The following is a 13,651-nucleotide window of genomic DNA, read 5'->3' on the forward strand; positions in this document are numbered from 1 at the left end:
ACTGTAAAGATTACTCCCCCCCCATGCAATGAAAGATCCTGATCATAAAGAATCCCGAATGGTCTCAACAATCCGGCCATGTTGCTTTTCCGGCTGGTGGCCGACTGCACCGGCCATGTTCCTTTTCCGGCTGGGGGCCGCCCCAAATTCATTCATCCAACGATCCAGCTCGTCAGGTTAAGGAGTCATTCCTGTTTCCAAAGATTGGAAAAGCGCGGTTTTTCCAAGGGTTGGAAACGCGGAGGTTCTTCAGTTCTCGGTCTTCACTTTGCTCATCAGCCAGGAAGGAACGGTAAGGTGCCAGTGGATGGCCGCTGCAGAGATCAGGGTCAGGGTGCGGGAGATATTCTGCTCCAGCTTCGCAATCAACTGTGGCCCGCTAAAACCTACTGCTCACATGGAACGTAAAGGGAACGTCGAATCCGTCATTCGAATCGTAGATGCTGGCGTTTGATATGTGCCGGCAGCAAAAGTCGACCGACCACCGCTTCAAGACTTGAGATAAACAGGGGTTAAACAGTCATGTTTACAGCCTCTTGCTATTTTAAGCCTAACCACATGAAAAAAAGGTTTATGCCCCAACTAGAGGGGAAACAATCGGATGGTTGAGATCGTAGACGCGATGCCCTCGTCGCGTTCCGTAGAATCTGGCCTTGCGCATGCAACGCGACGAGGGCGTCGCATCTACGTTGCAGATTCACCGCAGATGGGACGTAAAAAAAGGCAGGAGCCGCCACCCTGCCTGCACCGTTCGTAAACAGCGTGTGCCGGCAGAGCGATTTAGAAGTTGTAGTCCAAAGCAACAAATGGGCCGGCTACTTTTAGATTTTTCATTGCAGCACCCAGATCATCATCCTTGTGAAAGTTCCACCTCAAATAACGATAGCCTCCCGACACCGCGAATTTTTCAAACCGGTATCCCACAGCCCCCATAGCCTGATACGTAAGGTGGGAATCGCCCGTTCCGATATCCGCGTAATACACGCCATACCATTGTTTCGGGAACTGGACCTTGCCGGAAAGCCCGACAATGCCGTTCCACGCGTTTTGAGAACCGGATACGTTATCTTTATAGTCCGTCCCCTTCACCTTTGCATCCAGATCCAAATCAAGGTAAAGAAAGCGCGCTCCGCCCAACACATTGACGCTGAAGTCGTCATTATAAAAAACGGTATAGCCCGCGCCCATCGTGGAGATCCAGGATTTCATCGTCAGATCAAGCTTTAGCTTGGCGGATTCCGGCAGCTTCACCGTTGCGTCGTCTTCCAAATCAAGATAGATCAGGTCCTGAAACAGACTCCACCTTCCTTTGCGGGCCCCGGCCTTCAACATGATGACCCCATCCAGATTATCGAGAATATCCTTCAAGGTGATATCAATATCGGGTCCCACCCGGGAATCGGCCTTGATCGACGGCATCCATCCGTAGGCCGAGACACTGAACTGCCAGTTCTCGCTGAGTTCCGTCACCGACGGATTCGTTTTGGCGGCGTCTTCAACCGCTTCTGCGCCCTCAACCGGCCCCGCGCCAACCAACAGCAACGCAGCAAGCACCAGCACGCCGCCCCGTCCCGACAACTGCATCCAACCCTGAGTCATTTTCTCCTGCTTCATCTGCATTCTCCTTCAATTTATCATTCTTCGTTTGGTTCTTTTTCCGCCTGCCAGCACTCGCTATTGATTCCTGCATCCATGGTATTGTAGACCGTGCGGGACGGCCGGGCAAAGCCCGTACCGGCATCCTTTATAATCTTCATGATGCGCATAAATATATCCTCACGGATCGTGCGGAACTCAATAAAGTTGGTGGTGTTGACATCGGCCCTGATTTCCACGTTCAGCGCATAATCATTAAACCCGATGAAGCGAACCCGGGGATCCTCGTCCATTACCCTTGGGTGCTCCTTCAGCATGCTGCGCAGTTCGTCGAGCACATGCCGCAGCTGCTCTTCGGTGGTTTCATGCCGCAGCTTGAGAACGTTGAGCAGGAAGCGGTGGCTGCTCCGGCTAAAGTTCACGATGTGCATTCGGGAAAATTCACCGTTGGGAATGGTCGTGACGGTGTTGTCGATGCCCCGGATACGGGTTGAGCGCAACCCGATGGACTCGACCGTACCCGCGCGCTTCCATTGATCGGAAGGATCCTCACCATAGCGGCAGAAGTCGCCGACCCGCACCGGCTTGTCGGCAAACAGATTGAGGCTGCCGATAAAGTTTTCAATCGTATTCTGGGCGGCGAGGGCAATGGCGATGCCGCCGACGCCGAGTCCGGCCACCAAGCTGTAGAGCGGCGCTCCAAGCCGGTTGCTCACCTGAAAGGCGATCACAAACACCGAAACAATGCCCAAGGTACGTGCAACGAGCCGCAGCAGGTGGGCATTCAGGCTCTGATCGCCGATTTTCGGCGAAGCAATGATCAATTCAGCCACCACCATGGAACCCACCCAGATGATCCAAGCCAAAGAGAAATAGCGGACAAACTCGCCCACCAGCACAAAAAATCCGGACACGTTACCGGTAAGGGTCAACTGCCGAATGGCTAAATTGATCAGCACCGGCGTTAGCCAGCCCAGCATAATCGGTGTGGCCAGCCGGAACAGATAGGTTTTGACGGAGGACCCCGCGAACCGTTTCCGGCTGATCCAGTGAACCCCCATAATCACCAGCACATTAACAACGAGCAGGAGCAGCACTGCGATCCACTTCCACACCGCCTGATCATAGACGCCGCGCTTAAGCCAGTCGGGAAATGAGTTGATGGTCTTCGTGGAAACCATCCAGCCGGCGGGGCTCAGATAGGTGCGCATTTCCGCATAGTTCTCCACCGGGACATCGCGGCGGTAAGACAGGGCACGGGTCTTTTTATAAAACTCTTCAGCCCGGGCAACGGTTGCCGGGCTGAATAAAAAGTCGCCTTTGCGGGGCCCGTCCTTCTGACGGATCAATGTGATTTCTGTATGAGGAATCGTCCAGCTGACATCCAGCCCGTCGGTGTTGTCTTCGAGATCGGGATATTCAGAGGCATCGGGGATTTCCTCTTCCGGAGGAAGCTCGATGCGGGAGAGCACTTCGTAAAGATAGAGATAGCCATCGCGCCCGAATTCATAGCGTGCGGCGGGAGGAATTTCGCTGAGGTCGAGCGCCCGCGCACCCTCGGTTGATTGGGCGTGAAGACGCTCGGCGACTGCTGGAGTCGGGTTTTCCCAATATTCATCCCGCATCAATACCAGCGCGGCATCGGCCGTGGTCAGAAAATTATCCAATGTGGCACGCGGACTGGATAGGTCCATGGGTTCCAGTGCATATTCGACGATATCCCTCGCGCAAACCATCGATGACGACGCCGTCAGCAGCAACAGAACCGCGATTCTGAAATCTCTTGAAAACCACTGGATCATAAATATCTCCGGAACGAACCTCTATATTAGTACATACTTTATAAAAAATGCCCACATAACGCCAACCCGAAAGTCGAATGGTTAAGCCGTCACTCGGGCTTGACCTTGGAGATCAACCAGGAGGGAACGGAGAGGTGCCAATGGATGGCCGCCGCACGGGTGAAAAAGATAAACAAACAGCAGGCCAATCCACTGACGAATCGATAATCCGGGAGGCAATACAGCAGCACCACGTAAAGCGTGCACCCGAACAGCACCGGCGCGGCATAGAGCTCGTTGGTCATCAGCAGCGTCGGGCATCCTCTTTTCCTCATAACGAATAACGAATAACCGATACCAGCGGCAAAGCCGCTTAAGCATTGCCCTATATATAAGGGGGGGCCCTTCCTCCACGGATGATCAAGCGCGTCTCCGACGCTTTAATCATGCCGCCTCTCCGCAGCTTACATGAACCTGACAATGATGCTGATCGTTCCCTTCGTGCCTCAGTACAGATCACTTCATTGCTTTACGCCATCAACTTCTGCCTTAGATTCGTTGGTGTAGTAGTTTCCATGCACTAAAACTAAATAATCGATATCGTTGATAGATTTCTCATTAGTTCTGCTCGACCCATATTGTATCGTGAGTACTCCACACTCTTGACCATACTCGAGCATTGCTTGCTGTTTCAGGTATTCAAAAGAGTAATGATTGGGTTTTTCGATCGTTGGTTCTTTGACATTCAGGATTTCATCTCTTTTTCCAAAAAGAGATATTTTTAAGTTTTCCACCTCATCTTTTTTGCTTTCAACTCTTTGCTCGAGCAGCTTGATAGTGTCACTCTTTTTTGATTTCTAAGAGCAAGAAGAGTTATCACAAGAGTTCCGAGTGCTCCCAATAGTTCATTGCTCATATCATTTCCTATAGTTTAAAATTATTTGAGACTAACGTTACTCCTTCCGAATACACTTCTGCGGGTTTGACTGACTCGCGATCCATTTCTTCAAGAACAGAAGCGATAAAGTTCGCAGATTCTAAGTCACCTCTCTTCGCGCACTTGGATTTCAGGTCGAGCAGTTCTAGATAATATTCGTCATTGATCTTTTTAATCTTATGTTCGTGCGACACTTTAAGGCGTTCGAATTCAGAAGGGACTTCCTTCTCTGCGAACGCAATTATTGCAAAGGCGAAGATTGCAGCGATTGTTGATGGTATTTTCATAATTTTAGATGCCGAGTACGTCAAAACAAACAGAGAGAAGGCTATGACAGCGAAGCGCTCTCTCCATTGGTGCGTGGCTTGCGATTGCGCTTTGGTTGCTCAAACAGGCAAGTGTCCCATTTGTGGCAATCGACAAAACGAGAAGAAAAGAAAAGGCATCTAACGTCTCGAAGCAGCGTTTGGGAGCGGAGCGACCAATAAGCTGACTTCGCTTGTTCGATATTTTTATTTAGTACGCTCCCAAGCTTCTTTCAGTACTGCTTGGGCAACAGGTATAACTGATTCTGTCAGCTCCCTCATCTGGGGCATTTTCTCTTTGATTTTTATACTCTCATCCCCTGCAAGTTGGACAATAGAATCGAGTATCATCTCCAAACTGTTGTGATCTACTTCTCTTGGGTTAAGCATCATTTTGGCTTTGCCTTCAAGTAGCACCAACTTATTGTAAGCTTCTTTGAAATTAGGCTCGATTGCTCTCGACTGAACAATAATGGAAGATGCAGTTTCTGCCGTTGAAATAATCTCTGATAATGTTTCCCGCAAATCAGCTATCCACTTTTCTCGCATTGCAGACAACGAATCTTGTCGATTTATTTTTGCAGTCACAAGCGGACCAATAAATACGGCAACCAACGCGGTGCCAGCAGATATAATTGCTGCAATTCCAGTAAGTATTTCTGGTTTCATTATATTTTCTCTATCGAACGTTATGGGATTGGTATGAAGATTGTGCATTTTGCCGCGTAGGGTCTAGGTGCCGGTTCAATTTTCTGTAGTTTATGTACATCTGGAAATCCCAACTTTACTCGAAGGAATTCATGACGTGATATCAGTTTTCGGTTAACGAAATCTCTCAGTGCTATAAACTCATTTAATATTGATTCTGAATATGAAGCAGAATCTCCAACAAGATAATGTAAGGCGTTTCGGCTTTTATTTATCCTGTTTAGCGTAGTGAGTAGCGAGCTGTTTAGTTTGTGTTCTGCGATATATGAAGGTTCATTAAGCAATTTTGATAAAACGAGGGTGTTAGGTTTCAATGAATTAAAGCTGTAATTATTTCCTCTTCTGCGGCTTAAATTTTCAGCATTTTTAATCTCGTTGATCTTAATTGGCCTGCTTGCTTGGTCATTCGCGAGGTGTTTGAATGCTTGAGGTAGTTGATTCTTGATTATCATATGAATTATGAATCGCTTTTCAATCAACCGAGCTTTCATGTAGTTCTCAAAACACGTGCATATACGAATAGAATCGAGAATATGCATATCCAAAAGGTTCCACGTAATCTCGCTACTTTTTTTGATGTCACCAAGGTTTTCCTTTAAGGCGTCCGCATATTGGAGAATGCTTGTTTCTTTGGCTAAACGGTGGGCTGCTGTGAGAATGTTTAATGACACCCATTGGGCATGCAATAGGTTTGTGTAGCAACAACCTTCATTCATTATATTTGCATGTAACATAATTATTTATCGAACGTTAAGCGTCACTCTGAGCGCGGCGGAGCAAGCGATAGGGTGAACGCTCTGGTTGGGCGTATTTTTATTATGTTGTGCTGCGGGTCGCTTGCTTCCGGCCAGCAAGTATTCTTACTAGCAAAACGAAGAAAACGCCCAGGGTGCCAATGAGAGCACCAAGGGGTACTGACTCGGCTATAGTACGACCTGTGCGCCATAATATAAATGTTCCTACTGCGCCAAATAGAGGCAACAAGATTGCAGATTGTTGAGTTATCTCGCGAATTGTTGGGCGAATCCAGACTGATACAGATCTCTGGGAAGTGCCATTGTCATCCGAATTAATAGCAACCGTGAATCTAGCTTTACCATCCTTGTCCCCTGCCATGCTGACGGGACTCAGAAAATCTGAGCTTGATATAGGAATGCGGATCGTTTTGTTTTTTTGTAGGTCCAAGAGGGTTCCATCTATTGTCACGGTCTGCTCTGATGTTGGCGGCGTGGTAGTGCAGATAGCTCCCAGCACTGCCTCACGCATCACACATGTTTTAGGAACGTACACACTAATGCAGCACTCTGGGAAGTTCAGTACGTGCCACCGACGGTTGATTGTACTTTGGACCAAATCTGTCGTTCTCTGGCAATGCTGACTGAGCTTCTGAATATTTTGATATCCACATATGAGATCACTGTAACTCTTAAAGTCCCCATGTTTGAACGTGGTGAGAGACTCCACCAACTGATCTCGACAATTTCGTAGAGCTTCCGGCATGATCTCTAGGATTTCGAATAAGGACTAGAATGAGACGTTGTAATTTGGGAAACTTCTCAACGATGAGGTCATGTCGGTGATTGAGTTCGGCAAAATTGCTCCACTTGCGAGTGTTGTACCAAATTCCGAATACCGTTGAGAGGACAAGACAGCAGTAGGCAACGAGCAGTCCATATGTGTAAGGAACTGCTGTGCGAACTGACGGCACATAGAATATCAGTAAAAGGAGGATGGAAACTGGAACAGCTGAAAACCGATAAAAGAAAATAACCTGCCTTACTAATGGAATTCCTGAGAGGGTTTTATGTAGCAGCAATACTGCTAGAAGCAGATATATCAAACACGGTATTGGAGATGACCATGCGTGTGCCCAACTACTCCAGATAGCCGGGAAAAAAAACCAAAAAATCAGTCCCGTGAAGGCCAGAAGGAATTGCACAACAACTTGGGCGTATGTCAGGTACTGATGGCCCTTGTCCCAGAAGCTGGGTTCATTCCCTTGCTTGATCATCATTCGCCGAGCAATCGGTCCCAAAGCGGTGGACACAAGCTCGGAGAGTCCACGCAGGAGCGCGAAATGTGTGACCGTTACAAGTAGTCCGAGTATCACGCCAAGTATCATTTTTCGATTCCTTTTTTCAGCCCAACGTTTCGCGTCACTCTGAGCTGCGGAGCCAGCGATAGAGTGAACGCATTGGTTCGAATTTGTTATCTTAATACTGAATCAACGATCACTGTTCCGCCCCAATAGGCTGGCACAGCGAAGGCTATAAATATGCTAATATAGATCACCCATGGAAGGTGTTTTATTTTTTCAATTATGCAGACCGCGATGAGTTGAGTTATTGCGATGGAAGTTGTTGTAACCGCAAGAGATCCTCCATTGTATTCCGCAAAGGATGAATAAACATGAATCGGAGCCACCGCAATCGCGACTATCGCCAATCCGGCATCAAGCCCCAGTGTAATAGGAGCCATAATACAGCCTGTGATGTATCCAACTAACGCCGAGATGAAGTAATATTTTTTCATTTATATTTTAATCGAACAGTGTCATCAGTGGAAAATTTTCCATATATGACCCTTATGGGATGGACTCATTTTCCACATATGACCGTATTAAAGGGGTAAACATGGAAAATAGCCCGTTTTGCTTTCCACATATGACCCAAGGTTAAAACATTTTCCACATATGACCGCATTAAAGGGGCAAACATGGAAAATGGACTTTCTTCTTCTCTCAGTCATGTTATACTTAATCAGTATTTTTTAGACAGAGTCATATTCATGGAGAGAAGCATGGAAAACAAGAAAAAATTCAAGCCCGACCCAGATCTTAAGCTCATGGAGCAGGTGCGGGAGGTTTTGCGATATCACCATTATGCTTACCGGACAGAGCAGACCTACTGCGACTGGATCAAGCGTTTTCTAAAATTCTATGGAATGAAGCAACATCCAAAGGATATGGGCGCGGCAGAGGTGGAGCGCTGGCTGAGCCATCTGGCGAGCGAGGGCAAAGTGGCGGCCTCGACGCAGCGGCAGGCGTTGAATGCGATCATCTTCTTGTATCGCGAGGTGCTGGACATCGAACTGGGGGAAATCTCGCCGATGCGGAGCAAGAAGCAACGCAAGCCGCCAACGGTTCTGACACAAAACGAAGTTCAGCAGGTACTGCGCAGCATGGAGGGAACGCATCGGCTGATGGCGCAGCTGCTGTATGGATGCGGCTTGAGGCTGATGGAGTGCATCCGACTGAGGATTCAGGATATCGACTTCGGCCAAGGTCGCATTTTCGTGCGTTGCGGTAAGGGCGGGAAAGACCGGACGGTGGTGTTGCCGGAGTCGGTGCGATCGCTGCTGGCGGAACATGTTGAAAAGGTGGCGGAGCTTCATGAGACGGATCTGCGTGCAGGGTTTGGCGAGGTATATATCCCCGATGCGCTGGCGCGGAAATATCCGAACGCCTGCCGCGAGACCGGCTGGCAGTATGTTTTCCCGTCGAAGAGCCGTTCGATCGATCCGCGGTCTGGAAAGGAAATGCGGCACCATGTGATGGAATCGGGGCTGCAGAAGGCGGTCAAGGCGGCGGTGCGGAATGCGGGAATCGTCAAGCGGGCGGGATGCCATACGATGCGGCACAGCTTTGCAACGCACCTGCTGGAAAACGGCGTCAACATACGCTTGGTGCAGGAACTGATGGGCCACAAGGATGTGAAGACGACGGAAATCTACACGCATGTGATGAACAAGGACATCGATGCGGTGAAGAGCCCGCTGGATTTGCTTTAGGAGCATGCCGGGGAGAATTCAGACTAATCCCTAATAAAAGGTTCTTCGCAGAATTTAGTGGCAACGAATGAAGGAAAAGCAACGAAGCTTGCTCCCAGCGCAATCCAGATATAATTCAGATCGGCCGCCCAAAAGACCGGCACATCAAGAACCAGGTCCCGCAGGGTTCCCCCGCCCACCGCAGTAATGATTCCGAGCACCACCGCACTAAACAGATCGATGCCCCGGGTGGCCAGCGCAAGCACGGCCGTAACCGCAAAGGCCGTGATTCCGGCCATGCCGATCCAGTAACTGAATTGTGAGATATCCATTTTTCCGTTTCTTAGAGGGAGTTATTCGCTGATTGTTTTTGTTTGGTCATTTCAGGGATCAGCAGATATGCACCGGCAAGAAAACAGAGCGCGCCGGCCAAGGTCCATACATTGACGGCCTGGAGGTCGAGCACATCGGTTGCCCGGGGCAGCACCAACGCAAAAACACCCGAAATTCCAAAACCGATGGAGCCGAGCAGGTTGATCATCACAATCCACCACGGCAGGCCTTTAATTTTCCAAAAGGCCATTCCATGGCAGCACTCCAGCACCGCCAGCCAACTGGCGACGAGAAAGCAGATGCAGCCCACGGCGTCCGGCGTCCAAATCAACAGGTCTTCCTGCAGCCAATTGAAGCTGGGCAGCAGGGCATCCGCCGTGTTGACGTTGAACAGCAGCGTGCCCGCAAACTGAACGGCGGCACTCAGCCAGCCAATCTGGCCGGGTTGCCACCCAAACCAGCAAAACGGCTTCACCGCGGTTTCTCCCCTCGCCTGCGCCGCCCGCCGGCCGGCATTGGCAGCCTCAAGCAATTGCAGGTAAGCGGCGGAGGTAAAGAAGAGCGAGCCCATAAAAAACACCGCGTTGAGCACCGCCACGCTTTGAGACACCTGCCCGAAAAGACCAGGCGCCAGTCCGGCCAGGCTCCCGATTGCAAAACAGGCCGAGCCAACCATAAAGAGGACAGAGATCCACCAACCAAGGCCTATATTAAGTCGATGGCCCCTGCTCTTACGGTGCGACCGGGAAGTCCAGGTATGGCGCGAACCATCCGGCCGGCGATGAACCATCCGGGATACAAACGGCCCGGCCCCCTCGGCCTCAATAAGTTTCCAATCTTTGGAAAACGGAATAAGCTTCCGGGCATGTCTCTCCGCCTTAGCTAGATCCTGTTTACCCATCCTGAAAAACCTCTGCGTATTAATCGAACCACGGAAAACACGGAATACACCGAAAAAACTAATTAGATGCGGGTCCCGTGTTTTTCTGTGTGTTCAGTGGTTAACAGCTCTGTCTCATCAATGGTGGAAGCCGCCGCCGTCTTTATGATCCAGCGGGGTCTGAGCGGGATGCTTGTCAAGGTGTTCCATGGATGCCTTGATATCGTCTACCAGCAGCGACCCCAAATCCCGGCTGACGCCGTGACGAACGAGAATCCGTTGAATGGAGAGATCCTTGCAGTTGGCCGGCAGGGCGTAGGCCGGAACCTGCCAGCCGCGCGCGCGCAACCGGTCCGCCACATCATAGAGGCTGAAGCCCGGGTCGGTTCCCTCTTTAATCTTCCAGCACAACGCGGGGATGCCGCCGTCCATCGCACCGCTGTAGATCATTTCGAAAGGACCCAGCTTTTCGATTTCGCCAGCGATGTATTGCGCCGTTTCGTAGCAAGCCGTGTGGATTTTACGGTAGCCTTCAATCCCCAACCGTAGGAAGTTGTAATACTGGCAAACCACCTGCCCGCCGGGGCGGGAAAAGTTTAGCGCAATGTCCCGCATATTGCCGCCGAGATAGTTCACCCAGAAAATCAGCTGTTCCGGCAGATCCTGCTCCTCGCGCCAAATGATCCACCCAACACCGAGGGGGGACAATCCAAACTTATGCCCCGACGAGTTGATCGACTTAACGCGCGGCAGGCGGAAGTCCCAAACCACCTCGGGCGCACAGAAGGGCGCCAAAAAGCCGCCGCTCGCCCCGTCGACATGGATCGGGATATCAATTCCGGTGTCTTTCTCAAGCTGATCAAGCGCATCCGATACGGTCTGAACAGGTTCGTATTCGCCGGTAAACGTTACGCCCAACGTGGGCACGACGCCGATGGTGTTTTCGTCGCAGAGCTTGAGCACCTCTTCCGGTGTCATCAGCAGCCGGCCGTTCTCCATCGGAATCTCGCGGTGCTCAACATCCCAGTAGCGGGTGAACTTATGCCAGCAAATCTGCACCGGCCCTGTGATCAGATTCGGTTTATCAATCGGCTTGCCCGCGGCCTTTTGCCGGGCCTCCCATTGCCGCTTCAGCGCCATGCCGCCAAGCATGGCGGCCTCACTGGATCCCGTGGTCGATGTGCCCACCGCATTTTCGGCGGGCGAGTTCCAGAGGTCGGCCAGCATGTTCACGCAGCGCGCTTCAATTTCAGCCGTCTGCGGATACTCATCTTTATCGACCATGTTTTTGTCGATGCACTCATTCATCAGGTCATGGACTTCCGGCTCCGTCCAGGTCTGGCAAAACGTAGCCAGATTCTGTCGAGAGTTGCCGTCCAGCATCAATTCATCGTGGACAACCGCATAAGCATGTCGTGGGTTATGCTCCTTCAGCGGAAATGTTTTCTTCGGCATGCTGGCCGAAAGATCCGAAGAGGCATACAGCTCATCATTTTCATTGCAGTTAATAAGGCTTTTATCGAGTTGGGACATATCTCATCTCCTTATGGATTACTATTATTCAAGTTATTACAGAACCGGCCCGAACATCGCCACCGCATTATTGAATAAGCGATGGCGTCGGCTCCAGCCTGCCACCATTTCTACCGTAACCGGATGCGAATCGGCGATAAAGCTCTCCTGCCGTTCATATAGGTCGGAGGTCAGCGCCGGATCGTAAAGCAGGATATTGTTTTCATAGTTGAGCTCAAAACTGCGGCGGTCCATGTTGGCCGAGCCAATCAGCGCAACCTCGCCGTCGAGCGTCAGCGTCTTGGCGTGCAAAAGCCCGCCCTCGAACTCAAAAATTTTAACCCCGGCGGCCAAAAGGCCGGCGTAATAGCTGCGGCTGGCTGCGCCGACAATCCACGAATCGTTCCGGGCCGGAAAAATGATGGTGGCGTCCACCCCGCGCCGGGCGCAGGCACAGAGCCCCGCCTGCATCGCTTCGTTGGGCACATAGTATGGCGTCGAGATCACCAGCTTGCGGCGCGCGGCATACATTAGGGTTTCAAACATTTCCGGCATGGCGGAATAGCGGTTGGTCGGCCCGGTGCCGACCACCTGGGCGGCAAAGCCGTCTTTCAGCGCGGGCATGGGCAACGTCAGCAGATCGTTGATGTTTTCTCCGGTCCCGGCCTCCCAGTCGCTGGCAAAAAGCCCCTGGTTCTGTCGAACCACCGGTCCTTCCAGCCGGGTCATGACATCTACCCAGGGCGCATACTTGGCTTTGACGAGAAACTCGGGATCCGCACAGTTTTGGCTCCCGCAATAGGTGATGAGGTTGTCGATGACGACAATCTTGCGGTGATTGCGCAGGTCGATGCGGCCCTTCAGCGGGCGCAGCAACGGGTTTCCAATCGGCAGGGCTTCGGCCAGATGAACTCCCGCCTCGCGCATGGACTTCCAATGCTTGGATTTAATCATGCCGCGCGAACCAAGGCCGTCGGCCATGGCCCGGCAGGTTACGCCTCGAGCGGCGGCGCGCTTCAGCGCCTCGGCCACCTTGCATCCGTTGCCGTCCGTTAGCCAGATGTAGAAAAGCAAGTGGACGGTTTCTTTTGCGGCATCTATATCCGCAACAATGGAAGCGATCGTGGCAGTTGAGTTTTCCAGAAGCTTCGCCCGGTTGCCGCCAACCGGATCGAGTCCGTTAATCGTTTTGCCCATCTGGAACAGATGGGCATGACGCTCCGGCAGATCATTCCAAGCCATCATCGCATCCAACCCCGGCACATCGGAAACCTTCGGCAGCTTCGCGATCACTGCCCGCGTGCGCTCCACTCGCCGACGGCCAATATTGGTTTCGCCAAAGAGAATGTAGGCCAGCATGCCCAACGCCGGGACCGCAACAATGACCACCACCCAGGCAATTCGCGAAGCCGGCTCGCGGTGCGGCCGAAGCAGCACCCGAAGAATGAACGCCACCTGCAAGAGCACGTGCACCACAACGTAAAGCGTCCCTGTCCACAAACCATCGTTCATAACTGAGCCTTCGGCGGGAAAGTTCCCTGCACACTAAAAAACTATTTTACCCCGTAGGCCGAACTAAGCTGGGCCTCGGCAGGCAGCATCGGGTAAATTTCGCCCTTGGGGCCCTGCCATCCATTCTGCACCAGATGCCGCGCAACCGGCGTAACACTTCCGTTCAGGTTCGTAACATTGACAACGCGTGTGGTTAACTGCGCCTATTCGGCCGCTTTTTCATCTGACTATCTCCTTCTGAATCTTACTTCCATTACGAATGCTGCATATCTTTGCATATCAGCCAAAAATAAAAAATCGATTTCGCTCCTGACACTCA

12 protein-coding genes are annotated in these 13,651 nt (G+C 51.3%); 1 reads left to right on the forward strand and 11 read right to left on the reverse strand.

Going from position 1 to position 13,651, the window contains the following annotated elements; translation table 11 throughout:
* Nucleotides 1-780 precede the first annotated feature (780 nt).
* The 7 genes from SCARR_RS27340 to SCARR_RS27370 form a co-directional block, all read right to left on the reverse strand.
* Nucleotides 781-1,614 carry a porin family protein gene (locus SCARR_RS27340; RefSeq protein WP_136065861.1) on the reverse strand — a complete coding sequence of 278 codons (834 nt, stop codon included), beginning with the start codon at nucleotides 1,612-1,614 and terminating at the stop codon, nucleotides 781-783.
* Nucleotides 1,615-1,634: 20 nt separating this feature from the next.
* Entirely contained in the window at nucleotides 1,635-3,398 is a 1,764-nt protein-coding gene (locus tag SCARR_RS27345; protein WP_136065863.1) for a mechanosensitive ion channel family protein, read from the reverse strand.
* An 89-nt stretch (nucleotides 3,399-3,487) separates the two neighbouring features.
* The gene (locus SCARR_RS27350; protein ID WP_136065865.1) at nucleotides 3,488-3,712 is read right to left on the reverse strand and encodes a hypothetical protein; all 225 of its coding nucleotides are present in this window, start codon (nucleotides 3,710-3,712) and stop codon (nucleotides 3,488-3,490) included.
* Between the two features lie 186 nt (nucleotides 3,713-3,898).
* Nucleotides 3,899-4,171, reverse strand: a complete 273-nt coding sequence (locus tag SCARR_RS27355; RefSeq protein ID WP_136065867.1) for a hypothetical protein — start codon at nucleotides 4,169-4,171, stop codon at nucleotides 3,899-3,901.
* A 130-nt stretch (nucleotides 4,172-4,301) separates the two neighbouring features.
* Nucleotides 4,302-4,601 (reverse strand): hypothetical protein, encoded by a 300-nt coding sequence (locus tag SCARR_RS27360; protein WP_136065868.1) that lies wholly within the window; start codon nucleotides 4,599-4,601, stop codon nucleotides 4,302-4,304.
* Nucleotides 4,602-4,826: 225 nt separating this feature from the next.
* Entirely contained in the window at nucleotides 4,827-5,288 is a 462-nt protein-coding gene (locus tag SCARR_RS27365; protein WP_136065870.1) for a hypothetical protein, read from the reverse strand.
* Nucleotides 5,289-7,535: 2,247 nt separating this feature from the next.
* Nucleotides 7,536-7,859: a hypothetical protein gene (locus SCARR_RS27370; protein WP_136065872.1), complete on the reverse strand. Its 324-nt coding sequence runs from the start codon at nucleotides 7,857-7,859 to the stop codon at nucleotides 7,536-7,538.
* A gap of 267 nt (nucleotides 7,860-8,126) precedes the next feature.
* Between SCARR_RS27370 and SCARR_RS27375 the strand changes: the two genes are divergently transcribed.
* On the forward strand, nucleotides 8,127-9,116 hold the full coding sequence (locus SCARR_RS27375; RefSeq protein ID WP_136065874.1) for an integron integrase: 990 nt from the start codon (nucleotides 8,127-8,129) through the stop codon (nucleotides 9,114-9,116).
* A 23-nt stretch (nucleotides 9,117-9,139) separates the two neighbouring features.
* Here SCARR_RS27375 and SCARR_RS27380 read toward each other — a convergent pair whose 3' ends face one another.
* The 4 genes from SCARR_RS27380 to cls form a co-directional block, all read right to left on the reverse strand.
* Entirely contained in the window at nucleotides 9,140-9,427 is a 288-nt protein-coding gene (locus tag SCARR_RS27380; RefSeq protein WP_222846490.1) for a trimeric intracellular cation channel family protein, read from the reverse strand.
* Nucleotides 9,428-9,438: 11 nt separating this feature from the next.
* Complete coding sequence (locus SCARR_RS27385) at nucleotides 9,439-10,104, reverse strand: hypothetical protein (protein WP_222846491.1); 666 nt, start codon at nucleotides 10,102-10,104, stop codon at nucleotides 9,439-9,441.
* 342 nt (nucleotides 10,105-10,446) lie between these two features.
* Nucleotides 10,447-11,841, reverse strand: a complete 1,395-nt coding sequence (locus SCARR_RS27390; RefSeq protein WP_136065876.1) for a glutamate decarboxylase — start codon at nucleotides 11,839-11,841, stop codon at nucleotides 10,447-10,449.
* Nucleotides 11,842-11,877: 36 nt separating this feature from the next.
* Nucleotides 11,878-13,332 (reverse strand): cardiolipin synthase, encoded by a 1,455-nt coding sequence (cls, locus tag SCARR_RS27395; RefSeq protein ID WP_136065878.1) that lies wholly within the window; start codon nucleotides 13,330-13,332, stop codon nucleotides 11,878-11,880.
* Nucleotides 13,333-13,651: the final 319 nt, after the last annotated feature.

Source organism: Pontiella sulfatireligans, assembly GCF_900890705.1.
Taxonomy (GTDB): Bacteria; Verrucomicrobiota; Kiritimatiellia; order Kiritimatiellales; family Pontiellaceae; genus Pontiella; species Pontiella sulfatireligans.